Raw genomic sequence first — 26,150 nt, 5'->3', positions numbered from 1 at the left:
GTCAGGCCATCGTGTAGCGGATCGGCAGCCGCTTCGGCCCCCCGACGAACAGGGCCTCCATGTACTCGGGCGTTCCGGCCAGCTCGATCGACCGCACCCGGGGGACCAGCTCCGCGTAGAGCGCCTGGCCCTCGAGGCGGGCCAGGTGGGTGCCCAGGCAGTAGTGGGCGCCGAACCCGAAGGCGACATGCCGGTTCGGGGTCCGGCCGACGTCGAAGGTGTTCGGGTTGTCGAAGACGTCCTCGTCCCGGTTGGCCGACGGATAGGAGAGCAGGACCGACTCCCCCGCCGCGAGCTCCACGCCGCGTACGACCGTGTCCTCGCGGGCGGTACGCATGAACTGCTTGACCGGGGAGACCCACCGGATCATCTCGTCGACACCGGTCGTCACCAGGCTGGGGTCGTCGACCAGGCGCTGCCACTGACCCGGGCTCTCCAGCAGGGCGTGCAGTCCGCCGGCGAGCGCGGCGCTGGTGGTGTCGTGCCCCGCCGTCGCGATCAGCGTGTAGTAGCCGGCCGCCTCGAGCTCGCCGATCTGTTCGTCGCGAATCGTGGCGTTGGCGATCACCGACCCCAGGTCGTCGGTGGGGTTCGCGCGGCGGTCCTGGATCAGCGCCTGGAAGTAGTTGAAGAAGTCGATCAGGGTCTGCATCTGCGCCTGCTTGTCCTGGTTCCTGGCCAGGTCCTCGTCGTCCGCGCCGAACAGCTCCTGGGTCAGCCTGAGCATCCGGGGGAAGTCCTCCTCGGGCAGGCCGAGCAGGGACAGGATCACGTACAGCGGGTAGTGCGAGACGATGTCGGCGAAGAAGTCGCACTCGCCGCCCTGGTCGGCCATGCGGTCCACGAAGCGCTTCGCCAGCTCGGCGATGCGGTCGCGCAGCCGCCGGACACCGGCCGGCTTGAACCAGTCCGCGCTCACGTGGCGGTAGACCGGATGGTCCGGGGCGTCCATCTGGACCAGCGACCGGATCGGGATGTTCTCCCGGTCGGCGTCCTTGGGCCTGGGGCCGAGCGCGGGCCGGGGCTCGTTGATCCAGATGTCGGAGGCGCGGGAGATCGCCATGACGTCCTCGTGCCTGGTGACGGCCCAGAACGGGTTGAAGTTCGGATGCTCGACACGGTGGACCGGTGACTCACGCCGCAGCAGGGCGGTGGCGGTGTGGAAGCGCTCGTTGTCGGCGTACGCCCGCGGATCCGTGAAGACGGTGGCCGCTGCCGCGATGTCCATGTTGGTTCCTCCGAAGTCGTCGATCAGGCAGGGCGCTTGACGCCAGGCGGAAAGCAGGTCGGTCCGTTCGCGAGGCCGGCCGCGCAGCTCCGGCCGGGTCAGTCGAGCGAGATCCGCATGACCTCGAGGGCGTTCTCGCGGGCGATCCGCCGGATGTCGGCGTCGGGCAGCCCGCCCAGCGACTCGGTCAGGAAGTCGGCGGGCGCGCGGGTGCCCTCGGCGTGCGGCCAGTCCGACCCGAGCAGCAGACGGTCGACCCGCACATCGGCCACGAGCTCGTCGACGCGGTCCTCCCAGAAGGGAGTGATCCACACGTGCTCGCCGAAGACGTCCCTCGGGTGGTCCTGGAAGTAGCCCGGGTTCCGGTTGGCGGCGTCGTCCAGGCGGTGCAGCAGTTCGGGCGCCCACGCGGCACCGTTCTCGACACTGGCGAACCGCAGCGCGGGGAAGCGGTCGAAGATCCTGTGGCAGACCGCGGCGGCGTAGAAGTCGCTGACCGCCCGGCCTTTCGTGACGATGCCGCGCAACGGCGAGCGGAACAGCGAGCTCTCCGCACCGCCCGGCTCCCACATCTGCACCAGGGTGTCGTAGCCGTCGAGGCCGGCGTGGGTCGCCACGACGATCCCGGCCTCGGCGGCCAGCCCCCAGAACGGGTCGTACACCGGATCGAACGGTGAGCGGAAGCCACCGGGCACCGGAACCGGCGCGTTGCGGACGTTCACCACGACAGCTCCGGCCTCGATCACCCGTCGCAGCTCGTCGACGGCGGCCGCGGGGTCGAGCAGGGGAACGTAGGGCACGGCGAACAGCCGGCCCTCGTAGTTGAAGCCCCAGTCCTCGTCCAGCCACCGGTTGAACGCCCGGAAGACTTTGCCCCCGGCCTCCGGGTCGTGCCTGAGCGCGTCCTCGACGCCCACCCCGAGCGTGGGGAACAGCAGCATGCCGGCCAGCCCCTGCTCGTCCATCAGCTGGAGGCGACACGCGCGGTCGCGGTACTCCGGCCGCAGCGGCTCGAGTTCCCCGAAGGCCTCCTTGATCTGCTGCTGGCGCGGGTTGCCCCGGTACCAGTCGTACAGCGCGCCCGGCTTCGCAACGGGATCAAAGGTCGGGTTGGCGATGTAGGAGTTGAGCGTCCCTCCCACGAGCAGGCGGCGCCGGCCGTCCACCTCGGCCCACCGGACACCGCGGTTACGCAGCGAGCGGTCCTGGTACCTGGTGAAGGCGTCCTCTGCCTCGTAGTAGTGGTTGTCGAAGTCGAAGATCCACGGCTTGGTGGGCCGATTCGTCACGTCCGTCTCGCATTCCGATCGTCGTTCACGCGGCCTGACGCCCGACGCGGCGTCGCCAGAATATCGAAGTCGACACCGATGTCGAGATATATCGACCCTTGAACCGCGGCTTCGGCTGGCGGCTGCCCGCCGGGCCGAGCGGCCCGTCCCGGCCAGTCGGTCTGTCCCGTCCCGGCTAGTCGGTCTGGCCCGTCGCGAGGGCCGCCTGCAGGCCCGCGTCCACCGGGAGGTTCACGCCGTTGAGGTAGCCGGCGGCGTCCGAGCCGAGAAACGCGAGGATCTGCGCGACCTCACGGGGCGAGGCCGGCCGTCCGAGGCCCTGCCGGACCGACCAGTCGATGATCTCGTCGGTCATCGTCAACCGGAAGTCTCCGAGCAGCGGCGTGCTCGTGGCGCCGGGACAGGCACTGTTGATCCTGGTCCCCGCCCGGCTGGCCGCGCGGGCCGCGCGGAGCGTGTAGAGCTGGGTGCACTCCTTGGACAGCGCGTACGGGTCGCCGGCCCGCTCGGGGTGGGTGTCCAGCCAGGTGAGCGCCTCGTCCCAGTCGTCGATCGCCATCAGCCTGCCCAGCTCGTCCTGGTGCGCCTGCCAGCCGATCCCCGCCATCGACGAGGTGATGACGACGGCCCCGCCGGCCGGTATCCGTCCCGCGAGCCGCTCCGACAGCCGCCGGACCGCCAGGTAGTTCACGCTGAAGACCACAGGCGCGGGCTGCGTACCGGCAACCCCGGCATTGTTGAACAGGACGTCCACCGGACCTTCGATCGCCGCCGCGGCGGCGTCGACGCCCGCCCGGGAGGACAGATCGGCCTCGACGAAACGATCCACCGCAGCGGCTGGCGGCTTCCGGTCGATCACTGTTACGTGCGGCGCGCCGAGGTCACCGAGAAGCTCGAGCAGAGCGGCGCCGATACCGGAGGCGCCACCGGTGACGACGACCCGCTTGTCCTGGTAACTGAAGGGGTTTCCCACGGGACCTCCATCGGGCTCGAACAGCTCGGAGCCGGCAGGGCTGGTCCAGCGCCCGTCGATGTAGAGCTCGTCGTGCCCGCTCACCGCGCTCCTCCCGGCAAACCCGACGACGCCGCGGCGGGAGGGGTCCGCGAGTCCGCCGGCGGGCGGGCCGCCAGGCGATCCAGATACTTCTGCCGCAGCGGAACCTTGTAGAGCTTGCCGGTGGGCAGGCGCGGCAGCTCCGCCTGGAAGTCGACGACCCGGGGAACCTTCGGCCCGGCGAGCTGCTCCCGGACGTGGGCCCGCAGCGCCTCGGCCAGCTCCGCCGTGGCCCGTACGCCCTCGGCCGGCTGCACGACCGCGTGCACGTACTCGCCCATCTCCGGGTCGGGCAGTCCGAACACGGCGACGTCGGCCACCGACGGATGCACGGCGAGGCACGCCTCGATCTCGGCCGGGTAGATGTTCACTCCGCCCGAAATGATCGTGAACGCGCTCCGGTCGGTGAGGTACAGGTATCCGTCGTCGTCCACGTAGCCCAGGTCGCCGAAGGACAGCCAGTTCTCGTGCTCGGGGTGCCGCACCGACCGGGTCTTCTCCGGATCGTTGTGGTACTCGAAGACGGTGCCGTCCCGCTCGAAGTAGATCGAGCCCGTCGCACCGGTGGGCAGCTCGGCGCCGTCCGGCCCGCAGACGCGGATCGTGCCGAGCACCGGCCGGCCGACGGAGCCGGGATGGTCGAGCCATTCGGCCGACGCGATGACCGTCATGCCGGCGCCCTCGGTTCCCGAGTAGTACTCGGTCACGATCGGGCCCAGCCACTCGATGATCTCGCGCTTCACCGGGACGGGGCACGGAGCACCCGCGTGGACGACCCGCCGCAGGCTCGACAGGTCGTAGCCCTTGCGGACCTCGGCCGGGAGCTTCAGCAGCCGGACGAACATCGTCGGGACCGCCTGGACATGGGTGACCCGCTCCCGTTCGATCAGCTCGAGCATCTCCCGCGCGTCGAACTTCTCCATGATCACAATGGTGGCGCCCAGCTCGTGCGCTCCCCGCGCCCAGCCGAGGGGGGCCGCATGGTAGAGCGGCGCCGGGCAGAGGTACACCGACCGCTGATCCATGCCGCCGAGCCGCTGGCACATCAGCGCGCCGCCCGCCGCCACAGGGTCCCCGACCTCGATCCCGCGCAGCGGCCGCCTGATCCCCTTGGGACGCCCGGTCGTGCCCGAGGAGTAGAGCATGAGCTCACCACACGGCTGCCTGGGAAGGGCCTGCGCCGGAAACGACGCGATCGCCTCCTCGTACGGCTCGAAACCCTCGACGGCCCCGTCCATCATCAGGCGGGTCTCGCACCCCGCCACGTCCGCCACCGCCGTGCCGGCGGCGGGGGCGAGCTTCACGGTCGCCACGAGCGCCGACGCCTGTGAGTCGCGGAGGATGTAGGCGATCTCGTCCGCGGTGGCGTAGCGGTTGATCGCCGTCAGGTACAGGCCCGAGCGCACCGCCGCCCACAGCACTTCCAGGAAGCGGGGATGGTTCTCCGCCAACAGGGCGACGACGTCGCCGGCGCGCAGCCCGCGGGCGTGGAGGAGGCGTGCGAGCTGGGCGGAACGACTGTCCAGCTCATCGTAGGTGACGATCTTCCGGCTGCGGGCCATGACGACCGCGGGCCGGTCCGGAGCGGACGCCGCGTGGGTGCCGGGATACATGTGCCCTCCAGCCTCAGGACCGCGCGCGGGGTCCTCAGTCGCCATGGACGCGACCAGCTCGGAATGGGATCTTGACCTTGAGCTGCGATACCGACCTCGTCGGCGGGTCCGGCCCCGCCCGGCCACTCCCCGGAGGCCGGATCACCCTGGGCCTGATGGCGAATCCACCGCCGTGCGGCGAGCGTAACCCATGTCGATATCGATGTCGACATCGACGGTAATCGCGGGCTATCGTTGGCCCGGTCCGACCGACGGCGACCGCCGCCGATCCCGGCCGGACACCGCCACCGCCGTTGTGGGGGCGGCGTCGCGGCGCGAGTGTCACGGAAGGTACCCAAGGTGGCTCCCACGTTCCCACCCCCCGCCACGACCGACCGCCCACTCCGGCCGTTCGACATCGGTGTGATCGACACAATGGTGGGATTCCCCCAGGATCCGGCCGCACTGTACAGACAGATAAGGGCCTCGTTACGCGACAAGGAGTCGCGGGACGAATTCGTGATGCCGGCGGCGTACATGTTCCACGACGTGCCTGCCAGCCACCTCGCCGACGACGTCGATCCGGTCGCGCTCGTACTCGGCGAGATGGACCGATACGGCGTCGAGATCGCTCTGATCAGCCTGAGCGCGAACACGGAGGCCGCCGAGCGCGCGCTCACCGAACACCCTGGCCGGTTCGTCGGCTCATGGAGCTGCGATCCCAACCGGGGAATGGAGGGAATTCGCACCCTCGTCCGCGTCCATGAACAGTGGGGCGTCCGGGCTGTCTCCCTCTTTCCGCACGGAGTGCTGCCGCAGGTGGCCATCGACGCACCACAGATGTATCCGATCTATGCCAAGTGCGTCGAGCTGGGCATCCCCGTGTTCGTGACGGTCGGGATCGCCGGCCCCCGGGTGCCGTCCATGGTCCAGCACGTCGAGCTCGTGGACCGGGTGATGTACGACTTCCCCGAGCTGGTGTTCGTCATGCGGCACGGTGCGGAGCCGTGGACCGACCTCGCCGTGAAACTGATGATCAAATGGCCCAACCTGTACTACTCGACCAGCGCCTTCTCGCCGCGCTATTACCCGGCGAACATCATCGACTACGCCAACACCCGCGGCGCGGACCGGATCCTGTACGGCGGCTACTTCCCCATGGGCCTGTCCCTCGACCGGATCATGACAGAACTGGCGCAGCTCCCGCTGAAGGAGGACGTGTGGCCGAAGTTCCTCCGGGAGAACGCCGCCCGCGTTCTCGGTCTCGCCGAGAAGAACTGAGCCTGGCCACCGCAGGCTGATCCCCGCGCGAGCCGGCGAGCGGTCCACGCGCACGGACTGTCTTCATCTCCTGAGGAAGGCCACGTGAACCTAGCTTTCACCCAAGAGCAGAACGAACTCCGGCGGACGGTTCGCGACTTCCTCGACAAGACCTCGCCCGAAGCCGAGGTCAGACGTCTCATGGAGACGGTCGACGGCTACGACCCCGGTCTCTGGCGCCAGCTCGCCGGCGAGCTCGGAATCGCCGGTCTGACCTTGCCGGAGGAATACGGCGGCGCGGGCTGCGGATTCGTCGAGCTCGGGGTCGTCCTCGAGGAGGCGGGACGCTCGCTGCTGTGCGCGCCGGTGCTGTCGACCGTGGTTCTCGCCGCCTCGGCCCTGCTCGGTCTGGGTGACGGCGCCGCCTGCCACGACTACCTGCCCGGGATCGCCGCCGGCACGACCGTCGCCACGCTCGCGCTCACCGAATCCGCGGGCCGTTGGGCCGGTGCCGACGGCATCACCACCACAGCCACCCTCGACGGCCACAGCAACGGCAACGGCAACGGCAACGGGTGGACGGTCTCGGGGAAGAAGGCGTTCGTGCTCGACGGGCACGCGGCGTCGCTGCTGCTCGTCGTCGCCCGCACCGGAGCCGGCCTCAGCGTCCTCGCGGTCGACGCGGGAGCCCCGGGCGTGCACCGCGTGCCGCGGGCCACCCTCGACCAGACCCGCAGGCAGGCCGACATCACCTTCACCGCGGCGCCGGCCCGGCTGCTCGGCGAGGCGGGCGCGGCCCGGCCGGTGCTGGAGCACGTGCTCGACCTCGCGGCGGTCGCGATCGCCACCGAGCAGGTCGGCGGGGCGGCGCGGGTACTCGACATGGCGGTCGACCACGCCAGGACCAGGGTCCAGTTCGGCAGACCGATCGGCTCGTTCCAGGCCGTCAAGCACAAGCTCGCCGACATGCATCTCGGCGTCGAGTCCGCACGCTCGGCCGCTTACCACGGCCTGTGGGCGGCGGCCGACAACCTGCCCGACCTGCCGCTGGCCGCAAGTCTGGCGAAGGCGTGCTGCGGTGACGCCTTCGTCGCGGCTGCCACCGAGAACATCCAGGTCCACGGCGGCATCGGTGTCACCTGGGAGCATCCGGCGCACCTGTACCTGAAGCGGGCGCACAGCTCGCGGCAGCTCTTCGGCCACCCGGCCCACCACCGGCAGCGACTCGCCCGGTACGTGCTCGCCGAGCAGTCCGAATGAACCGGCGGGCCGGCCCGGCCGGCGGCCCGACCGCCGCGGGTATCCCGAAGTGATCGTGAACCGAGTCGCTACGAACGTGTGTGGAGGCGAAGACCCGATGCAGCACTCACCCGCACCGGCACCCGGGCGCAGCGGCGAAGGACGAGCGCGGGTCGAAGGACGAGCGCGGTTCGAGGCTCGGGTCCGCGAGTGGTTCGTGGCCAACGCGCCGCGCAAGGGATCGCCGGAGGACTTCTCCGCGGTGCACGTCGTCAGCGCGCGGACCCCGCAGGAGTACCACGAGCAGGAACAGCACGCGATCACCGTCACGCGCGCCTGGCAGCGCCGGCTGTTCGACGCCGGCCTGGCCGGCCGGTCCTGGCCGACCGAGTGCGGCGGCCACGGTGCCCCGGGCTGGCAGGACGAGGTCGTCGCGGAGGAACAAGCCAGGTGGGGCGTGTCGACGAAGATGTTCGCCGTCGCGCTGGAGATGGTCCCCGCCGTGCTGTTCGGGCATGGCACCCGGGAGCAGCGCGTCGCCTACCTGCCGCCCATCCTGCGGGGCGAGCACGGCTGGTGCCAGCTGCTGTCCGAGCCGGGCGCCGGCTCCGACCTGGCCAGCGCGCAGACGAGGGCGACCCCCGTGGACGGAGGCTGGTCGGTCACCGGTCAGAAGGTGTGGACCTCCAACGCGGGCTGCAGCGACTACGCCCTGCTCATCGCCCGGACCGGGAGCCGGGAGGAGGGCCGGGCCGGCCTGTCGTGCTTCGCGATGAAGATGGAGCAGCCCGGGATCGAGATCCGCCCGCTCCGTCAGATGTCCGGGGCCTACCACTTCAACGAGGTCTTCCTCGACAACGCCTTCGTGCCGGAGAACGGGCTGATCGGCGGCCCGAGGGAAGGGTGGGCCGTGTTGCGGACGATGCTCGCCAGCGAGCGGGCCGCGATCGGCGGCGGCACGAGCGCGCGCTCCGCCACCCAGCTCGTCGGGCTGGCCAGGCAGCTCGGCTGCTCCGACGACCCGGGCGTTCGGGATCTGCTGGCCCAGGCGGTCATCCGGGAGCGCACGCTGGACCTGCTCCGGGCCAGGATCGCCGCCGGGCACGCCGTCCCGGCGGCCGGACCGACGACGAAGCTGCTCTACTCCGAGCACGCCCGGCTCAGCGCCGACGCGGCGACCACCATCCTCGGGATGGCGGTGACGCTCGTCGACGACCCGCAGGCCGCGCCATGGATCGAACGGCTGCTGTTCGCCCCGGGCCTGCGCCTCGGCGGTGGCACCGACGAGATCCAGCGGAACACGATCGCCGAACGGGGACTCGGCCTCCCCCGCTGAGCGCCCTCAGGGCAGCCCGGCCCCAGGAACGAGGACCCGGAGGGTCGTCCATGAGTTCCCTGCCTGTTCGGGAACCGGTGCGTCGCTCATCCGAGAAGTGGGTCGAGTCGGGTGCGGTCGGCGTCGTCGAGCAGACGCAGGGCCTCGCCCTTCGCGGGCCGCCAGAGGACGGCGTCCGCCCGCCAGGCCTCGCGCCGCAGCCGCATCTTGTCGATCTTCATGCTGGCCAGCTTCGGCAGCTCCCCGGTGACCCGGACGAAGGCCGGCCACCATTTGGGACCGAGGTCAGGCTGCTCGGCGAGGAAGGCGTCGAACGCCGCGGGATCGAACCCGGCATCGCCCCGCAGCTCGAGGGCGACCATGACCCGGTCCCCGACCGGATCGTCGGGAACGGCGTAGACCGCGACGGAACGCACGTCCGGATGGCGGGCGACGATGGCCTCCACCGGCGCCGCCGCGAAGTTCTCGCCGTCGACCCGCAGCCACTCGTTCGACCGGCCGGCGAAGTACAACCAGCCGTCGGCGTCGCGGTAGGCCAGATCCCCGGACCAGTACCGGCCGTCCCGGAACCGGGACCGGGTCGCCTCCTCGTTGCGGTAGTAGCCCTCGAACCCGCCGGTGGGGACGGTCTCCACGATCTCACCGACGGCTTCGTCCAGATTGGTCGGGCGCCCGTCCGGACCGAACGTCACCGGCGGGCATTCCAGCCCGGTCTGCGCGTCGAGCACCCGGACCGTCGGATCGGCGGCGCCGAGGGCGCCCGCGGGCATCGACGGCTCACGGCGGACGATGACAACGCCCTCGGTGGAGCCGTAGCTGTCCCGGACGGTGCAGCCGAACCGGCGGGCGAACACACCGATGTCGCGCACCGACGCCTCGTTGCCGATCGCCAGCCGCAACGGGCTTTCGGCGTCGTCGGGGCCCTCAGGCGTGGCGAGGATGTAGTTGAGGACCTTGCCGGTGTAGGTGATCATCGTGGCGCCGAACCGGCGGATGTCCGGCAGGGTGTTCGAAGCGGAGAACTTCGGCCGGGTCGCGATGGGGATCCCCGCGTTCAGCGCGGAGGACCACCCGGTGAACAACGAGCTGGAGTGGAAGAACGGCAGCGGCGAATACACCGCGTCGCCGTCGCCCAGCTCGGCGATCCGGGCCACGTGGGCGCCGGTACGCGCGAACCGCCCCTGCGTACAGCGCACCGCCTTCGGCAGGCCCGTCGATCCCGACGTGAAGATCAGCAGGAAGAGGTCCTCGGCCCGCACCGGCCGGTCGGGCGGCAGCGGCCGCTGCCGCGCCACCCGTGCCGTGTAGTCCGGCCCGTCGACGACCAGCACCCGGTCGGCGACGACACCGGTGTCCACCCCGTCCAACAGCGGCTGGTAGCCGGACGAGGTGACCAGTAACTGGCAGTCGGTGTGCCGGATGAGCTGGCCGAGCTGATCACCCCGGTACGTCGCGTTGACGCCGACGACCACGGCCCCCGACAAAGCCGTCGCGGCCAGCCAGAACAGATAGTCCGGCACGTTGTCCAACAGCACACCGACGTGCGGTGGGCGGTCCCCGTCCCGGAGCTCCTCGAACAGCGCCGCCCGGTGGGACGCCTCCTCGACCAGCTGGCGGTAGCTCCACCGCTGGTCGCCGAGGAGCAGAGCTGCCCCATCGTCCTCCGACCGCCGCCGCAGCGGGTCGGCGACAGTCGTCATCGCAAGGTCGGCCATGGCGCTCCCCTTCGCTCCTTCGGCCGTCACCACAGGCTGGCGATGGGCTCCACCATGGCGAGGTCGGTCGGCTCCACGATCAGTGTGGTGATCGGGCTGTCCCGCCACGCGGCGAGCTGGTCGGCGATCCGGGTGAGCGGACCCACGAGCGCCAGATCGTCGACCAGTTCGTCGGGAACGGCGGCGCAGGCCGCCGCGCGGTCGCCGCCCAGGTAGAGGTCCTGGATGCGGCTGGCCTCGTCGGCGTACCCGTAGCGGGAGACCAGCGAGGCATAGAAGTTCCTGGACCTGGAGCCCATGCCCCCGATGTGCAGCGCGATACGCGGGCGTACCTGGTCGCGGCAGTCGTCGAGGTCGTCCCCGACGCAGGCGAGGACGGTGGGTGCCACCTGGAATCCCTCGGGTGCCTTCTCCAGTGCCTCCCCCCAGGCACCGCTCCAGCGCGTCGCGCTCCACAGGTACGGGAGCAGGCCGTCGGCCTCCGCCACGGCCATGGCGACGTTCTTCGGCCCCAGCGCGGCGATGAGGATGGGAGTGTCCGCGGCGGCCGGCATCGTGGAGCGCAGCGGACGCCCCTGCCCGGTGGAGTCCGGGCCGGTGTAGGGAACGGTGTAGACCGAGCCGGAGAACTCGAGCCGCTCGGTCGCGGCCAGGGCCTTGCGCAACACCGCGAGGTACTCACGCGTCATCCGCACCGGAGGGCGGTAGGGCACGCCGTGCCACCCCTCGACGACCTGTGGCCCGGACGCACCGAGCCCGAGCAGGACGCGCCCCTGGGAAAGCTGCTGCAGCGTCAGCACCGTCATCGCCGTGGTGGCCGGAGTACGCGCCGGCATCTGCGCGATGGCGGTACCGAGCCTGAGACGACTGGTGACCGCGGCGACGTAGGCCAGCGGCGTGAACGCGTCGCTCCCCCACGCCTCACCCGTCCACACGGAGTCATATCCCGACCGCTCGGCCCGCCGGGCGACATCGGCGAGTGACGCCGCGTCCCCGTGGATTCCGGCAAGGCTGAGCCCGAGCGCGACCTTCGGCACTGGCACGCGCGGACCATAGCCCGTATACAACTTCGATGTCAATTTCGAGTTTCCCGCCACCGGCGCCGTCACCGGGCCGCCGCCGAGGTTCTGCCGCTGGAACTGTTCGACGTCGAACCGGCCCCACCGCTCACCCTCGGGAAGGCCTCCTGCGCGGGCCGAGCGTGTTCCTGGGGTATCTGGACCCGGCGGATGACGAGGCCGCGTTCCAGGACGGCTGGTACCGCAGCGGGGATCAGATCGAGGCGCACCAGGGCGGGCTGACCGTCGCCGGACGGATCAAGGAGATCGTCAACCGCAACGGCCTCAAGATCTCCCTGAGCGAGATCGACACCGCCCTGGCGGGGTTGCCGGGAGCACTCAAGCACGCCGCGTTCGGACTCCCCGATCCGTCGACCGGCGAACGGGTCGCGGTCGCGGTCGCGGTCGCGGTGACGGCGGCGGACGGCGGACGGCGGACGGCGGACGGCGGCATCGTCACGCTCGACGACGTCGTGGCGCATCTGCTCACCCAGGGGATGGCCAGGCGCAAGCTGCCGGAGCAACTCGTGCGCTGGGACGGCCCGCTCCCCCGCACCGCATCCGGGAAGGTCGTCCGATCCCGGCTCGTCATGGAGTCACCAGCGAAGGACAGCGACCTGGCAGCGCGGCTGCGGGATCACTGACCACCACGACCGCCGGTTGGGTCACAAAGCCCCGCGGCCCAACCGGTGCACATCGCCCTCGACCCGCATGCCGCCTTCTGGCGGTCGAGGGTTCACACCATCGCGATCACCTGCCCGGCGAGCCCCCACCATGGCAGGCATCACATCCACGACATCGTCACATCGGAAATATCGATGTCAAGGTTGATGTCGAGGTCGACGTCAAGCTAGATGTTGGCGGAGCGTGGAACACAGCGCAGGCATCGTGGAGGTGGAGCGAGCGTGGCGCGGGACCGCAGGCGTGGCAGACTTGCCGTCCGGCCTGCACGGCTGGAGCGAGAGCGGCAGCGACCGGGCCCGACGGCGCCACGAGGTGCCGGCAGTGCCCCTCAGACCCGTCACCGCTCATCAGGTTCCGGCGCGAGCCAGCAGAGCCGGTTGACACGCGCCGAGAGGATCCACCGTGCCTGAACGTACCCAACACGGGACCGCGCTGCCCAATGCCCCTCGTGCGCGACGCGAAGAGGTCGAAGTAGGCAAACGTCGCGGTACCGGGCGCACCCGCCGAGGTCGTCAGAGCCGGAGCCAGCTCGTCGATGCGGCCCGCGTCGTGTTCGAGCGCGACGGCTTCCTCCATGCCAGGGTGGCCGACATCTGTGATCTGGCCGGATTCTCCCACGGGTCGTTCTACACGTACTTCGTCTCCAAGGAGGAGATCTTCCGGGAAGTGGTCGACTCTGTCGAGCTCGATCTCCTCACTCCCGAGCCGACTGGTTCCGCCACCGATCCCATCGAACGCATCCGCGCGGCCAACCGCCATTATCTGGAAACGTATGCCGCAAATGCCAAGATAATGCAGGTCATCCAGCAGGTCGCCACTTTCGACAACGACGTCCTCAAGATTCGCCTGCAACGCCACGAGGTTTTCGCTCACGCCATCGAGCGACGGGTGAGAATACTCCAGGACGCCGACTTCGCCGACCGCAACGTCGACCCCGCGTACGCCGCGCAGGCGCTCGGCGGCATGGTCGCCTACTTCGCGGACCTCCTGTTCAACACGGAGAACAGCTCCCGTTTCGATCTCGACACGGCGGTGCAACAGCTCACCATCCTCTGGACGAACGCGCTCGGAATTCGCCGACGCGTCTGACCGTCGGGCAGCACCGACCCCGTGTCCAGGGTCCGTGGTCGCTGCTTGACGGTGGGCTCAACATCGCCTCAGAATGTCGAAGTCGACGTCGAAACTGAGGTTCCGGGCCCAATCGGCCTGCGGCCCGACGCGGCGGTGGCCGTGGCGATGGAGCTGGGAGCCGCGCTTCACGGCAGCCCGTACGCCGGACTGGCGGCGAGTGCCCGCGTCCTGGCACTGGCTGATGATCCGGTTGCCGACGATGTCCTGGCCGGCGTTCTGGCCGGTGAGCGTGTCTGCGCCTTCGGGCACCTGAGTCGTGACGGTCGGGTGGCGCTGCTGGTCGACGGTCTACCGGAAGCAGGAGCTGCTGCCCCGCATCCGGTCCGCCGAGCACATCTGGTGCCAGCTGTTCAGCGAGCCGGACGCCGGCAGCGACCTCGCCGCACTGCGCACGCGCGCCGAGCCCGACGGCGACGGGTTCGTCGTGACCGGCCAGAAGATCTGGAGCACCGACGCCCAGTGGGCTGACATGGGGATCCTCGTCGCCCGCACGGATCCGGCTGTCGAGCGCCACGCCGGGATCACCGCGTTCGTCGTCCCGATGAACCTGCCCGGCATCGAGGTCCGACCTATCCGCGAGATGACCGGTTTCGCTCAGTTCTGCGAGGTGTTCCTCGACGGTGTCCGCCTCGGCCGCGAGCACGTGCTGGGCGAGGTGAACGGCGACTGGAAGGTCGTGACCTCGGGCCTGGCGTCCGAGCGGGCCTTCGTCGGCGCCAACGCGGTTCAGCTCGAGCGCATGTTCTCCGACCTGGTCTCCCTGGCAGCCGCCGCCCGCCAGCCCGACGGCACAACAGCCCTCGAGCACGAAGACGTCCAGGCTCAGCTCGCGACGGCCCTGGCGCGGGTGGAGGAGGTCAAGCTCATCGTGCGCGACACCGTCGACCGGATTCTGGCCGACAACGAGCATCCGAGCGACGGTCCCGTCGCGAAACTCGCCTACACGGAGACGAACGTAGCGCTGACCGAGCTCGCGATGCAGCTTCTCACCTCGTCGACGTCCATCGACGACAGCGGCCACGAGGTCACCGACCGCTGGTATCACAACCATCTCTGGGGTCGCGCCCTGACCATCTCCAGTGGCGCCTCAGAAATCATCCGCGGCATCATCGGCCGGCAACTCCTCAGCCTTCCCCGGGCGTAACCGCGACGACAGACCCACGCGCACCCCATCCACAGCACAGGGTGACGACTGAACGACGCATCCACACCGAGGGGCCTCCCGGCGAGGCCCTCGGGTACCGATGTGTCCCTTGACCTACGGCTGCGTGTACCTTAATTTCTCCCGGCAGGGAATAAGTGCGGTCCCGGGAACCCGCTCTCCACGACCTAAGATCCGCGCATCCGAAAGGCCGAGACGTGAGCACACTGCTCGATGTCGAAGACCTCGTGGTCGACTATCCGGTCAGAGGTTTTCGCAAGAGCCCGGTCCGAGCACTGAGGGGCGTGTCGGTCGACGTCCGCCCCGGCGAGTGTTTAGGCATCGTGGGCGAGTCCGGATCCGGTAAGACCACGCTCAGCCGTGCGGTGCTGGGGCTCGCACCGGTGGCCTCGGGTTCGATCCGCCTCAAAGGGCAGGACATCGTCCGGCTGTCCCGGGGCAGGCGGCAGCGCCTCGCAGACAAGATCCAGGCTGTTCTCCATGACCCGTACAGCTCGCTCGATCCGGCGCTGACGGTTGAGACGTCCCTTGCCGAGCCACTGCGCGCCCAGCGGGTCCCGGTCGCCGCGGCTGCCCGACGGGTGCGGGAGCTGCTGGACCAGGTCGGCCTCCCGGCGAGTGCTGGCCGACGGCTACCACGCGAGTTCTCGGGCGGCCAGCGTCAGCGCCTCGCCGTCGCCCGCGCGATGGCCCTCTCCCCCGAGCTGATCATCTGCGACGACCCGGTGTCGGCCCTCGACCCGCCGTCCCAGTGGGCGGTCCTCGACCTGCTCGTGGAGCTCCAGAACACCACCGGCGTCGCCTACGTGTTCATCTCCCACGACCTCGCGGTGGTGCGGCACGCTTCGCATCGAGTGGCCGTGCTGGAGCACGGAGAGGTCGTGAAGCGGATCGACGGCGACAGAGTCGCCGGCGCGTGGCACCGATGCCCGCAGCGGCAGTTCCCGGCCGCGCCCGTCCCGGACACGAGGTTGCGGGCGGAGTGCCGCGCCAGTCAACCGCAGTCACTCCAGCGGCCAGACCGGGATGATTCGCTCCCGCAGGTCCGGAGACTCGGGGAGTCGAACGCGCTGCCCTTGCCGGCCTGGGGTGACGCTGGTGGAAGGCGGCTGCGAGGTCCGCATGGAGAACGCGGTCGGTGGTTCGCTGGCCGCGGCGGCGGTAACCCGGGCCGACCTCCTCGCGAGTCACCCCGTCGGCATGGCCGGCGTCCTTCCAGGGCCAGCGGGACCGGACCCGCCCGGCCCATCCCACAGCGATCATGGTCCTGGCGAGGAGACCGCCCGACCTGTTACCGACGCCGACGCCGGAGCTGACAGCGACGCCGATTCGCCACCCGGATCAGGAGTTCCCGCCCGGTGACGGGGTTCCGGCAAGAAGGCGTTCCAGGCCGGCCACGATGAACTCGAGTTCAAGCTCGAAGGGTGACTCCTGCGGGTCGTCCGGGGACTGCTCCCGGGCGAGGACCCGCCGCAGGTGGGGAAGCCGGTCGTCGGGAAGCTCGGCGAGGATGCGCTGAACCTCGGTGAGCGTGGGGTGCCGGGCGAAGCGTGCGGCGAAGAGAATGTCCTTGGCGTTGGTGAACACCACGCGGGTGATCAGGGCGAGGGCATGGCTGGCACCGGTCTCGTCGAAGCCGGCGTCGAGCAGCCTGGCGAGCAGCGCGTCGGCCGGAACCAGGACGCCGGCTCCGGGAAGTCTGTCGATCAGGAGCGACAGCGAGGCCTCGCGCAGCAGCACACGGCGCACCCCGCGTGCGTAGACGCGGACGGCCTCCTGCCAGCTGTCCTCGGGGATACGCAGGTGCTCCAGCTCGGCTGCCAGGGTCTGCGCGGTGACGAGCTCGAGGAGCTCCTCTCGTCCGGACACGTAGTAACTGACTGCCTTACGGTCCGCTCCGAGACGGTCGGCGACCGCCTGGAGTGTCAGGCTGTCCGGATCGAGGGCGATCGCGGCGTCGATGACCATCTGCCGGTTGAGGCGCGGTGGCCGGCCAGGACGGCGGCGGGGACGCTCATGCCTGGGCGTCTGGCCGACGTCCTGCGTCGCAGGGTTGGTGCTGTCCACCACCACGTTCTACAGGTTTCAGGGGCACCCGATCCGGCGCAGCGTGGGTCGGCAGGCACCGCGACCGGTGCGCATTCAGCGCAGTGTCAGCTCCCGGGCGTTCTCGAGCATGATCCGCCGCTGGGCCTGCGCCGAGAAGCCGCCCAGACCGGCGAGAAAGTCCTTCGGCTGGCTGAGGCCCTCGGCGTGGGGCCAGTCCGAGCCGAACAGGATCCGTTCGGCGGGCAGGTGGACGGCCAGTTCCTCGACGTTGTCCTCGACGAAGGGGGCGACCCAGCAGTGCTCGACGAACTGGTCGACCGGTGACGTCCGGAAGGTACCCGGATTCTGCGCGGCCAGCAGTTCGAGCCCGTGGAGCAGGGGGCCGACCCAGGTTCCGGTAGGCGAAGCCCCAGTCCTCCTCGAGCCAGCGGTTGAAAGCCGGTGGGTCGACGTGCCGGCGAGTGCCGCGTGGTGCCGCCCTATGTGTGTTTGTGCAGGTCGCGGCGGGTTCTGTGGGTCGCGGGGTGTCGGGTACTGCCGGGTAGTGCTTCGTCGTATGGGTTCACGATGTGCACACCGGGCGGACGTGCGGGACGGTTGTGGATCTTCGATCGTCCTCGATCGCGATGGATCTGACTGCCGGTCCTGCCGTGATCCAACGGATTCCGCTCTTCGGGAGCTCGGTGGTTTCGCTGCTATGGCTCGTTTGGCGGGGTGGTGCCGAAACGGACAGACCGCCCGGGCCTATGCAACAGACCCCTCGCGGCCGGCGAGGTTTGCCGTCAAAGTCATCAGCCGCCGCCAGATCTAACAGAGCTGCGAATCTCGATTTCGAGCCTTTGTGCTTCCGGCCAGTTCCCGAGCTGGCGTAGGTAAGTGGCGAGGGTGTTGGCGGAGCGCAGGGTTTCGGGGTGGTCGTCGCCAAAGACTCGCCGGCGGCGGGCGTGGGTGTCCTCGTCCAGAGCACGGGCCGCCTGGTAGTCGCCGAGTAGGTGCATGGTGTTGGCGAGATCGTTAACGGTGGTGAGGGTGTCCGGGTGGTCGTCGCGGAGGAGCTGACGGTGGTGGCTGCGGGCGCGGGCGGCGATCTGTGCGCAAGCCGAATTTGGCCGGAGCGGTGCAGATAGGAAGTAAGGCGATGCAGAGCGGCGCGGAACGCGGCACTCTCCATAGAGAAGGACGAGGAAGCGGCGGCGAGGAGGTGGGGGGTGAGTTGGCGGTACAGGCGTCGCTCTACACACCCCAGCCAGCGTCCATGACGGCACCGCCCACGAGATCCAGGCGCGACGCGCCCAGGTCCTCGACGCCGTCTACATCGCCAGCCCCGAGCGGTTCCACCGCCGACCAACTCCGCCTGCGCTACCGACCAAGGCGTGGATCAACCAGCCCCCAGCGATCATCGAGACCGAGGAGACGCTACACACGAACCAAGCCGCCTGATGTCTCACCACGTTTGACAGGCTCCGATGCGCACGAGGGTCCGGACCGGCAGGTCACCCAGAGCGTGGGTCAGCGCGGCGGCCGCGTATCTGAAAGGCCCGGAGAAAGGAATCTGGTACAAGCTCTACGTCATCCTCGACATCTACTCCCGGTATGTCACCGACTCGGTCGACGACCCGCCGTCCGGGGCCGGCGGCACGTGGGGGAACAACTCCCGGAAGGCTCCCTGAGTGATGCGGTGCCGGGTGGCGGGATCGAGGTCGCCGACGAGCTCCTGGAGCGTCTTCTGGGTGTGCCCGAAGGTGCCTTCGATGTGCGGGTAGTCGCTGCCCCAGCACACGTTGCGCCAGCCCATGGCCGTCACCGCGGCGACGGCCGAACGGTCGTGCTGGAAGGAGGCGTAGACGTTCTCGTACAGGTACTCGCTGGGGAGCCGTCGCAGGCGGGGACTGACGGCTGACGCGTGCTGCCGGTACGCCTCGTCGAGCCGGTCGGCGATGAACGGGCCCCAGGTGGCGCCGCCCTCGGACACGATCGCCCGCAGGGACGGGTGCCGGTCGAACACGCCGCCGGCGATCAGTTTGGCCACCGCCCGCTGGCCGCCGTAGGTCGTCTCCAGGTAGTTCAGGAGCGCGCCGCCGGGGCCGCGGTAGTAGACGCCGTTGCGGGTGGACGCGTCGTGGGGCTCGCTGCCGATGTGGAACGCGATCACGAGATCCGTCTCCTCGAGGGCGGCCCACAGCGGCTCCCACGACTCGCGATGCCAGTCGTCCCCGTCGACGAGTGGTGTGACTGGCAGGGACGCGGCGTGGTAGCCGAGCCCGGCGGCCCGCTCGACCTCGGCCACGGCGGTGGAGACGGTAAGGAAGGGGATCGTCGCGGCGCAGACGTAGCGGGGCGAGAACCGCTGGTACTCGATCGCCCAGTCGTTGATCGCCTGGGCGCCCGCGGCGAGCAGCTCCGGGTCACGGATCGACGAGGTCCACATCCCCAGCGACGGGTAGATGAGCTCGGCCCAGATGCCCTCGGTGTCCAGATCGAGCAGGCGCAGCTCCTTGTCGTTGGCGCCGGGCGCCCGCTCGGGAACCGTGCGGCCGTTCTCGTCGGTGAGCTGCCGGCCCGGCCGGGGCAGGCGACGCCGGAACTCCTGCCCGTCAACGTGGATCGTCTCCCAGCCGCCGTCGGTGTCCTTGACGCTGCGCGGCATCCGCGCCGCGAGCGACGAGGGCAGGCTGCTGGCGAAGAGATCGTCCGGCTCGACGAGGTGTGAGTCACCCGAGTTGGCCCAGATCATTGCCACGGTTCCTACCTCCTTCTCGTCGACGACGGGCCGCAACCTCGTCGTCGACACCTACCGGTTGCCGTACGGTTCGTGGTGGTCATCGAACGGTCGGCTTCCCCTCGTCCACTCGTTCCACCAGGGCACTCACGTCCTCGAGCGAGCGCAGGGTGTCGTTGAGGTGTGTGCAGGTGGACGGGCCGACGAAGGTGCCGCGCACCCAGCCACGCAGGCCCTCGGCCGGCGCGCCGGCCAGGCGGCCGGCGCTCGCCGCCGCGTTGGGGCACTCCGGCCACGGGAGGGCACCGATGTCGGCCTCACCCGACAGGAACCGCCGCGTCGAAGGGTCGAATGTGGCGTGGACCGTGTACTCGTGCACGATCGTCTCGACGCCGCCGCCGTCCATGTGGCTGTCGCGGAAGAAGCACTCCACCAGGGCGACCTCGCCGTCCTTCCACACGTCGAGCCGGCGACGTCGGCGCATCCCGTGCGGCGGGAGCGAGTCGAACGCGTGCCAGCCGAGCGGGTCGTCGGTGGACTCGACGGAGGGCGCCTCGGGACCGGTGTGGGTGGGTGGCATCCCCGTCCGGGCGAACCCCGACACGAGCGTGCCTCCCGCCACCCACCCGGCGCACAGGTCCGGGTGCTGCAGCGTGAGCTTCGGACGAGACCGGACCGCACCGCCGACCTGCACCGCGTAGCCGCCCACGAGCAGAGCCGTCGGCAGGTCGTCGAGGAGCTGGAACCGCACGGAGCGCGACACTCGCTCGCCCGGCATGGCGTCATCGACGGCCTTCCGGAAGCCGGCGGACGCCGCCATACCGACGAGCGCCGCCAGACCCGGATGGGACGGGTCGCCGGTGATCCGGCGGACGAGCCGCTCCGGGTGGTCCACCTGGAGATCGAGGCGCGCCGTGCCGAGGACGGTGCTTGCGCCGTCGAGCGCGGTGCGCAGATCTCGCCCCCGCGCCACGACGGTGACCGGTCCGAGGAGCCCGTCCGGCCGTAGGGAGTCGTGGGTCGTGGTCCGTCGCACTGAGCCCGGTCGACGGGCCGGCGTGGAGGATGCCGGGTGTGCGCCCAGCGTGCTCATGGCGAGCCGTCCTGGATCCGAGATGTCATCAGAACCTCTTCGGGGTCGTTCCCAGCCTAGGGAGACAACTCGTCAATATGCAAGACCCGTTTTCAAATTAGAGTGATGGGTGACCCTGGAGGGAGCTGTGACCGAGCCGACCCCCGCGACGACACCACGGGTTGGGCGACCCCGCCGTTTCGACGCCGACACGGAACGGGGCATGATCATGGACGCGGCGATGCGGCTCATGGCGCTCAACGGCTACGCCCAGACGTCCGTCGGCGAGATCCTCGCCGACGCCGGGCTGTCGACCCGGTCGTTCTACCGCCACTTCGAGTCGAAGGAGGCCTTGCTGCTGGCCCTCCTCGAACGCGACGCCGCGGCGGTGGCACGTTCGCTGGAGCGCGCCGTGGCCGCGGCCTCCGATCCGGTCGCCGCCATCGAGGCCTGGCTGGAGCGATTCCTCGACGTCTTCTACGAACCCCGGCGGGCTGCCCGCGTGGCGCTGTTCTCGTCCCCCGCCGTTCGCGGCTCCTACCCGCTGGCCGACGTGCTACAGGACATGCGACGGGTCTTCTGCCGGCCGCTCGTCGGCGCACTGCGCGCGGGCCACGAGGCAGGTCTTCTGCGCTCACTGACCCCGGAGGCTGACGCGAACAGCCTGTTCGCCCTCGTCAGCGCCGCCGCGGATCGGCACGAGGCCCACTTCCAGCAGCGGGCGGCGGCGAGGGCGCACGTCGTGCGGTTCGCGTGGCCGGCCCTCGGGCTGCCGGAGGGAGAGACCCCCGGCGGGCCGAGGAGCCGGCGAGCCGACGAGCGAGGTCGAGCACGAAGATGAACTCGAAGTCGGCCCGTTCAGCGAAGTGCCTGTCGACATGGGTGTCGCCGATGTGCACGAACCGCCGGCAGCCGAAGGCCGCTCGGACCCCCGCGAGCTCGTGCTTGCGGCTGACGAAGTCGGGGACGATCCCGGCGCGCTCCCACATCACCGACTGCTCGCCGAGGGTGCGGTCGGAGCAGCTACCGATCACGTAGCCCTGTGCCTGCGCCCACCGCACGAAGGCCAGTCGGAGCGGCCCGGCCGGGTCGCCCGTCTCCAGGGTGCCGTCGATGTCGAAGCTGACGAGCGTGCGGGTCTCCATCGCTGTGCTCCTTTTCCCTGCTGAGCTCCGTCGCTCACTCGCCCCGCTCGTTCCTCACGGGACGACTCCGCTCGCTCGACTCCTCCGCTCAGTCTGTGCGCAACTGGACCGACGCGGGATCGTGGAAGAAGCTGGCGCCAGGGCAGAGCAGCGCCGTCCTGGCACCGGGAACCTGACGTTCACCCTCGGTGCCCCGCAGCTGTCGCACCGCCTCGGTGTAGAAGTTGAAGCCCCCCGCCCGTCCTTGCGACAGCCCACCCCCGTTGGTCGTGACGAGCGTGTGCCCGCCGAGGCGAAGGATGTTCGCCTCGGCGTCCCAGGAGGACGCCAGCAGGTCGCTGGCCTCGCCCGGCTTGCAGAACCCGGCTGCCTCGATGCACCCCACGGTGTCGATGGTGTAGCCGTCGTAGGGGAAGAAGAGGTCGAGGTCGTTGACGGTCAGGTCGCTGCGCTCCCACAGGCCGGCCAGGGAGGTCCACAGAGCGTTCTCGGTCCAACCCAGGCTGTTGTCGTAGTACTCCCCGACCCGTGAACCGCCCAGCGACATGGCGTGGACGTACACAGGCTTGTGGCGCAGATCTCTCGCCCGCTCGGCCGTCGTGATGATCAGCGCCTCCGCGCAGTCGACGGGCACGTCCATGTCGAGCATCTGCATGGGCTCCCAGATCACGCGAGAGGCGTGGTAGTCCTCCATCGTGATCGGGGTTCGCATGGCTGCATTGGGGTTCTTCGTCGCGTGGGTGCGGTTGTTCACGGCAATGCGGGCGAAGACGTCCTTCGTCGCTCCGTAGTCATGCAGGTAGCGCGCCATCCAGGCGGCATACGGCTCACCGGAGTGCAGCCAGCGGCGAGCGAAGTCGTCCCGGCCTATGGGCGCGTGGCTCGCCGCGCGCAGTTGCGCCGCCCGGAGGCGGAACGGGTCGCTCGCGGCGGACCGGGACATCTCGGGTCTGCGGGTGTAGGCCTGTACCACCAGTACCGTGTCGCACAGGCCGGAGAACACCGCTTCGGCCGCATAGACGAAGCACGACCCGAGCCACCCGTTCTTCTGCCAGGTGGTCTTCTCGATCCCGAGCGCGCCCTGCAGCGTCAGGAACCCGGCTCCGCCCATGGACAGCGGGTCCATGCCCGTGCCGCAGACACCGTCGATCTCCTGCCGGTCGATGCCGGCGTCCTCGATGGCGCCGACGGCCGCCTCGAGGGCGAGCGACAGTTCGGTGCGCTTCAGGTCACGGCCGTAGGGCGTCGACCCGACGCCGACCACGGCCAGGGTGTCCTTCAACGGGTTGCGTGCCATTGCCCTGTCACCTCCCGCTCTCGACCGGGTCCGCCGGCTCGAACGCCGGCCACGCGAGCCCGTCGCGATCCACCCACGTCAGGCGCACCGGCATGTCGAGCCGGATCGCCTCGAGCGGGCAGTTCACGATCGGCGCCAGATAACGCAACCCCGGCTGCTCGACGAGCTCCACGGCGGCGGCCGGCACAGGCTCCGACAGCGCGGCGTTCGGATCCCGCTCCTGGTGGATCAGCGTGCAGAGGAACACGGAGCCCTCGCCGCTCACCTCGGTGGGCACGACGTCCCACGACCAGCACTCCGGGCACAGCGGGCGGTGTGGGTACACCCAGTAGCCGCAGGCCGAGCAACGATTGATCAGTAGCTTTCGCGCCAGCAGGCCCCGGTAGTGCTCGACGTTGTCCCGGTCGATCAGCACCGCGGGGAACGCGGCGAAGACGGCGTCCTCGGTCACATCGGCGAGGTCGGTCGTACCGGTCACACCGTCACCTCTTCTTTTGCGCGCTCGGCCAGGCCGACCCGGTCGAGCTTCCCGTTCGCCAACCGTGGAAGCTCGTCGAGGAACACGATGTCCCTGGGTATCTTGAACCGCGCGAGCCGGGTCTCGAGCCACGAGCGCAGGGCGTCGGCGTCGAGGTGATGACCACGGCGCACGACGACGTAGGCCCGCACCACCTCGCCCTTGCGCCGGTCGGGCACACCGACGGCAGCGCAGTACTCGACGGCCTCGTGGCTGGCGACGACCTTCTCGACCTCCTCCACCGAGACGTTCTCGCCGCCGACCTTCAGCATCAGCTTCAACCGTCCGGCATAGGTGATGTAGCCGTCGGCGTCCATGGCGATGAGGTCCTCGCTGTGCAGCCAGCCGTCGAGGTCGAGCACCCGCGCCGTCTCCTCCGGCTTGTTCCAGTAGCCCCGCATGACGTTGCCGCGCACCCACGCCTCGCCGACAGCCCCCGGTGGGACGTCGAGGCCGGTCTCGGGGTCGACGACACGGATCTCGTTACCCGGCAGAGGACGGCCCCCCGTCGTGCGCTGCTTGTCGGGCGGATCGTCAGGAGCCGTCACCGACGCCGGCCCGTACGTCTCCGTGAGCCCGAACGGCACGAACGTCCAGCTGGCGTTGGGCATCGCCGTACGGGTCTCCTCGTCCGGGACGTGGGCCATGCGGACGGACGACAGGTCGCGGCCGTCGTCGACCGCCGCCCTGGCCACCTCCGTTCCGAGCACCCCGAACAGGATCGTCGCCCGCTCGCGCTCAATCAGCTCGGCGCCGAGGCGGGCGTTGAACGCCTCGGTGAAGATGAGCGTGCCGCCGTTCACCAGCATCGTCATGAGGCCATAGATGCTGCCGCCGCCGTGGAAGAACGGCATCATGCTGAACCACACGTCCGAGTCCTGGATGCCGATGCGGCGGGAGTGGAGCGTCGCATTGGCGACGATGCCGCCCTGTTCGAGCATCGCCCCCTTCGGGAACCCGGTGCTGCCGGACGTGTACTTCACCATCGCGAGGTCGCTGCCCAGCACCTGCCGCTCCATGCGATCGGCGAGCGCCCGTGCATCCGCGGCACTCGGGTCACGGCCGAGCCCCTCCAGCGCCGCGAGGTCGAAGGCCCCGCCGTGCTGACCGCCACCGCGGTGAAAAATCACCACGTTGCGCAGGTCCGGCGTCCCTGAGCCGCGCAGGTGCCCGGGCGTGTCCGCGGTCGCGAACTCCGGGCAGATCTCGGCGAGCATCGTGGGCATGCGTAGGGCCCGGAAGCCGTCGAGCATGATCACGTGGCGGGCGCCGGACTGGGTGATGACGTACTCGACCTCGGCCGGCTTGAGGAAGGTGTTGACGGGTACCGTCGCCGCGCCGAGCCGCATGCAAGCGAAGTGCGAGATGACCCACTCCGGCGTGTTCGTGAGCCACAGCACGACGCGGTCTCCACGCCGGACTCCGATGCTCGCCAGGCCGGCGGACAGCGCCCGCGCCCGCTCGACCACCGTGGCGTAGGTCAGCCGTTGCGCGTGGCCACCGTCGTCGGCGGCAACGAGTGCGGCGCGATCTGGGACTCGCTCCGCCGACGCGACGAGGGCCTGCCACATCGTCCGCGTCCGGAGCCCGGCTAAGACTGTCTTCGGGTCCTCGCTCATCGTCGTCCTTTCGTCCACCCGGCGATTCGCTGATCCGGTACAGTCGCGCCGCGTTCTCCCGCGGAATCTCCGGCGCATTTCCGTCCCAACATGCCCGAGCCCGGCCGAGATGCTCTCCTGAATGTTCCCGGACAGGCAGGTCTCTGTCCCCGGCACGCCCGCCACCGTTCCTCGTCGTTCCGATGATCCGAGGTCGGCACGTGGCTGTCTCTGCGCATTCGGTCAAGTCCTTGCCCGCTGCGGCCACCCGTCCGGTGGCGGCCGTTCCGGTGGCGGTGCGACGGACCAGGCGCGGGGTACGCAAGAAGCAGGCCGGTGCCGCCGCCCGCCCGGGGTGGTCGATGCCCGCGGGCCGTGCACCGGGGCCGTTGCATAGGCGAGGTCTGGCGGTCTGGGCGCCTGAGCAGTCATGATCGGATGGTGCATCGACGTGCTGCCCGTCCGCCGGTCCCGGTCTCGGAGTTCACCGGTTCCGGTTCCACCCGAGGTGATCGTGCTGGCGGTCCGCTGGGCGCTGTTGCGTTCCGAGGAGACGGGCAGGCCAGCGGCCTCGGTGATCGGCGGTCAGACGGCGGCGGCGAGTTCGGTGAATGCGGCTGCCAGCCTCAGCTGTGGGTTGGTGTTGACGGCGAGTTCGTAGTGGCCGCGGCGGATGTTCTGGACCAGGGCGTGCCCGGCGCTGACGGTCTGGACGGAGCGGAGGCGTTTCAGTCCGCGCATCGGCCGGAGCCGTGCTTTCAACCGGCCGTGGTCGGCTTCGATCCGGTTGTTCTCCCGGGCAGCGTCGACGTGGCAGGCCTCGGGGAGCAGTTCGTCAAGGATCCTCGGATAGACAGGTGCCTTGTCGGTGGTGACCTCGACCGGCCGGCGCTCGTGGGACAGCGCCCGAACGAAGAACCGCCGGGCGGCGGCCTGGTCGCGGCGGGTGCTGGCCAGGACGTCGATGACCTGGCCGTGCTGGTCAACCGCCCGGTACACGTAGGT

General features: G+C 70.0%; 24 protein-coding genes. 8 read left to right on the top strand and 16 right to left on the bottom strand.

Translation table 11 applies throughout. The features are described from left to right. Position 1: 1 nt before the first annotated feature. The 4 genes from MXD62_RS04405 to MXD62_RS04390 form a co-directional block, all read right to left on the bottom strand. Complete coding sequence (locus MXD62_RS04405) at positions 2-1,228, bottom strand: cytochrome P450 (RefSeq protein WP_248828145.1); 1,227 nt, start codon at positions 1,226-1,228, stop codon at positions 2-4. Between the two features lie 98 nt (positions 1,229-1,326). Beyond that, positions 1,327-2,517 carry an amidohydrolase family protein gene (locus tag MXD62_RS04400; RefSeq protein ID WP_248828144.1) on the bottom strand — a complete coding sequence of 397 codons (1,191 nt, stop codon included), beginning with the start codon at positions 2,515-2,517 and terminating at the stop codon, positions 1,327-1,329. A gap of 175 nt (positions 2,518-2,692) precedes the next feature. Next, positions 2,693-3,574 carry a coniferyl-alcohol dehydrogenase gene (locus MXD62_RS04395; RefSeq protein ID WP_248828143.1) on the bottom strand — a complete coding sequence of 294 codons (882 nt, stop codon included), beginning with the start codon at positions 3,572-3,574 and terminating at the stop codon, positions 2,693-2,695. Then, positions 3,571-5,184: an acyl-CoA synthetase gene (locus MXD62_RS04390; RefSeq protein ID WP_248828248.1), complete on the bottom strand. Its 1,614-nt coding sequence runs from the start codon at positions 5,182-5,184 to the stop codon at positions 3,571-3,573. Before MXD62_RS04390 ends, MXD62_RS04395 begins: the two co-directional genes overlap by 4 nt. A gap of 339 nt (positions 5,185-5,523) precedes the next feature. Here MXD62_RS04390 and MXD62_RS04385 point away from each other — a divergent pair, with 339 nt between their 5' ends. The 3 genes from MXD62_RS04385 to MXD62_RS04375 all read left to right on the top strand — a co-directional run bounded on the left by MXD62_RS04385 (position 5,524) and on the right by MXD62_RS04375 (position 8,998). After that, positions 5,524-6,444, top strand: coding sequence for an amidohydrolase family protein (locus tag MXD62_RS04385; RefSeq protein ID WP_248828142.1), 921 nt, complete (start codon positions 5,524-5,526; stop codon positions 6,442-6,444). Positions 6,445-6,528: 84 nt separating this feature from the next. Next, on the top strand, positions 6,529-7,683 hold the full coding sequence (locus MXD62_RS04380) for an acyl-CoA dehydrogenase family protein (protein WP_248828141.1): 1,155 nt from the start codon (positions 6,529-6,531) through the stop codon (positions 7,681-7,683). Positions 7,684-7,780: 97 nt separating this feature from the next. Continuing rightward, positions 7,781-8,998 (top strand): acyl-CoA dehydrogenase family protein, encoded by a 1,218-nt coding sequence (locus tag MXD62_RS04375; protein WP_248828140.1) that lies wholly within the window; start codon positions 7,781-7,783, stop codon positions 8,996-8,998. Between the two features lie 86 nt (positions 8,999-9,084). Here MXD62_RS04375 and MXD62_RS04370 read toward each other — a convergent pair whose 3' ends face one another. Beyond that, positions 9,085-10,713 (bottom strand): AMP-binding protein, encoded by a 1,629-nt coding sequence (locus MXD62_RS04370; protein WP_248828139.1) that lies wholly within the window; start codon positions 10,711-10,713, stop codon positions 9,085-9,087. A 26-nt stretch (positions 10,714-10,739) separates the two neighbouring features. Continuing rightward, positions 10,740-11,750, bottom strand: a complete 1,011-nt coding sequence (locus MXD62_RS04365; protein ID WP_368862312.1) for an LLM class F420-dependent oxidoreductase — start codon at positions 11,748-11,750, stop codon at positions 10,740-10,742. A gap of 164 nt (positions 11,751-11,914) precedes the next feature. Here MXD62_RS04365 and MXD62_RS04360 point away from each other — a divergent pair, with 164 nt between their 5' ends. Together MXD62_RS04360 and MXD62_RS04355 are read left to right on the top strand one after the other, a co-directional pair. After that, positions 11,915-12,415, top strand: a complete 501-nt coding sequence (locus MXD62_RS04360; protein WP_248828137.1) for a hypothetical protein — start codon at positions 11,915-11,917, stop codon at positions 12,413-12,415. 442 nt (positions 12,416-12,857) lie between these two features. After that, positions 12,858-13,544 carry a TetR/AcrR family transcriptional regulator gene (locus tag MXD62_RS04355; RefSeq protein ID WP_248828136.1) on the top strand — a complete coding sequence of 229 codons (687 nt, stop codon included), beginning with the start codon at positions 12,858-12,860 and terminating at the stop codon, positions 13,542-13,544. Between the two features lie 57 nt (positions 13,545-13,601). Here MXD62_RS04355 and MXD62_RS04350 read toward each other — a convergent pair whose 3' ends face one another. Beyond that, complete coding sequence (locus MXD62_RS04350; protein WP_248828135.1) at positions 13,602-13,835, bottom strand: hypothetical protein; 234 nt, start codon at positions 13,833-13,835, stop codon at positions 13,602-13,604. A gap of 7 nt (positions 13,836-13,842) precedes the next feature. On the opposite strand from MXD62_RS04350, the gene MXD62_RS04345 reads away from it, so the two are divergent. Beyond that, on the top strand, positions 13,843-14,730 hold the full coding sequence (locus tag MXD62_RS04345) for an acyl-CoA dehydrogenase family protein (protein WP_248828134.1): 888 nt from the start codon (positions 13,843-13,845) through the stop codon (positions 14,728-14,730). A 215-nt stretch (positions 14,731-14,945) separates the two neighbouring features. Beyond that, positions 14,946-16,064, top strand: a complete 1,119-nt coding sequence (locus tag MXD62_RS04340) for an ABC transporter ATP-binding protein (RefSeq protein ID WP_248828133.1) — start codon at positions 14,946-14,948, stop codon at positions 16,062-16,064. Positions 16,065-16,089: 25 nt separating this feature from the next. Here MXD62_RS04340 and MXD62_RS04335 read toward each other — a convergent pair whose 3' ends face one another. The 5 genes from MXD62_RS04335 to MXD62_RS04315 all read right to left on the bottom strand — a co-directional run bounded on the left by MXD62_RS04335 (position 16,090) and on the right by MXD62_RS04315 (position 20,552). Next, positions 16,090-16,815, bottom strand: coding sequence for a TetR/AcrR family transcriptional regulator C-terminal domain-containing protein (locus MXD62_RS04335; protein ID WP_248828132.1), 726 nt, complete (start codon positions 16,813-16,815; stop codon positions 16,090-16,092). Positions 16,816-16,890: 75 nt separating this feature from the next. Next, positions 16,891-17,025 carry an amidohydrolase family protein gene (locus tag MXD62_RS39620; protein ID WP_308301193.1) on the bottom strand — a complete coding sequence of 45 codons (135 nt, stop codon included), beginning with the start codon at positions 17,023-17,025 and terminating at the stop codon, positions 16,891-16,893. A gap of 563 nt (positions 17,026-17,588) precedes the next feature. Then, positions 17,589-18,038: a tetratricopeptide repeat protein gene (locus MXD62_RS39080; RefSeq protein ID WP_308301190.1), complete on the bottom strand. Its 450-nt coding sequence runs from the start codon at positions 18,036-18,038 to the stop codon at positions 17,589-17,591. 341 nt (positions 18,039-18,379) lie between these two features. After that, complete coding sequence (locus MXD62_RS04320) at positions 18,380-19,537, bottom strand: amidohydrolase family protein (protein ID WP_248828130.1); 1,158 nt, start codon at positions 19,535-19,537, stop codon at positions 18,380-18,382. 79 nt (positions 19,538-19,616) lie between these two features. After that, a complete protein-coding gene (locus MXD62_RS04315; RefSeq protein ID WP_248828129.1) occupies positions 19,617-20,552 on the bottom strand; it encodes a DUF2889 domain-containing protein in 936 nt (311 codons plus the stop codon). 184 nt (positions 20,553-20,736) lie between these two features. Here MXD62_RS04315 and MXD62_RS04310 point away from each other — a divergent pair, with 184 nt between their 5' ends. Continuing rightward, positions 20,737-21,429: a TetR/AcrR family transcriptional regulator gene (locus MXD62_RS04310; RefSeq protein ID WP_248828128.1), complete on the top strand. Its 693-nt coding sequence runs from the start codon at positions 20,737-20,739 to the stop codon at positions 21,427-21,429. A gap of 392 nt (positions 21,430-21,821) precedes the next feature. On the opposite strand, the gene MXD62_RS04305 is transcribed toward MXD62_RS04310, so the two are convergent. The 4 genes from MXD62_RS04305 to MXD62_RS04290 form a co-directional block, all read right to left on the bottom strand. Beyond that, positions 21,822-23,030 (bottom strand): thiolase family protein, encoded by a 1,209-nt coding sequence (locus MXD62_RS04305; RefSeq protein ID WP_248828127.1) that lies wholly within the window; start codon positions 23,028-23,030, stop codon positions 21,822-21,824. 7 nt (positions 23,031-23,037) lie between these two features. Then, positions 23,038-23,508, bottom strand: coding sequence for an OB-fold domain-containing protein (locus MXD62_RS04300; RefSeq protein WP_248828126.1), 471 nt, complete (start codon positions 23,506-23,508; stop codon positions 23,038-23,040). Continuing rightward, positions 23,505-25,166: a class I adenylate-forming enzyme family protein gene (locus MXD62_RS04295; protein ID WP_248828125.1), complete on the bottom strand. Its 1,662-nt coding sequence runs from the start codon at positions 25,164-25,166 to the stop codon at positions 23,505-23,507. The genes MXD62_RS04300 and MXD62_RS04295 overlap by 4 nt, the downstream gene beginning before the upstream one ends. 564 nt (positions 25,167-25,730) lie before the next feature. Continuing rightward, the coding region (locus MXD62_RS04290; RefSeq protein ID WP_248828124.1) for a transposase at positions 25,731-26,150 on the bottom strand (420 nt) is incomplete at its 5' end.

The sequence above is a fragment of the Frankia sp. Mgl5 genome (genome assembly GCF_023242985.1).
Taxonomy (GTDB): domain Bacteria; phylum Actinomycetota; class Actinomycetes; order Frankiales; family Frankiaceae; genus Parafrankia; species Parafrankia soli.
This window is presented reverse-complemented; position numbering and strand designations above follow the sequence as displayed.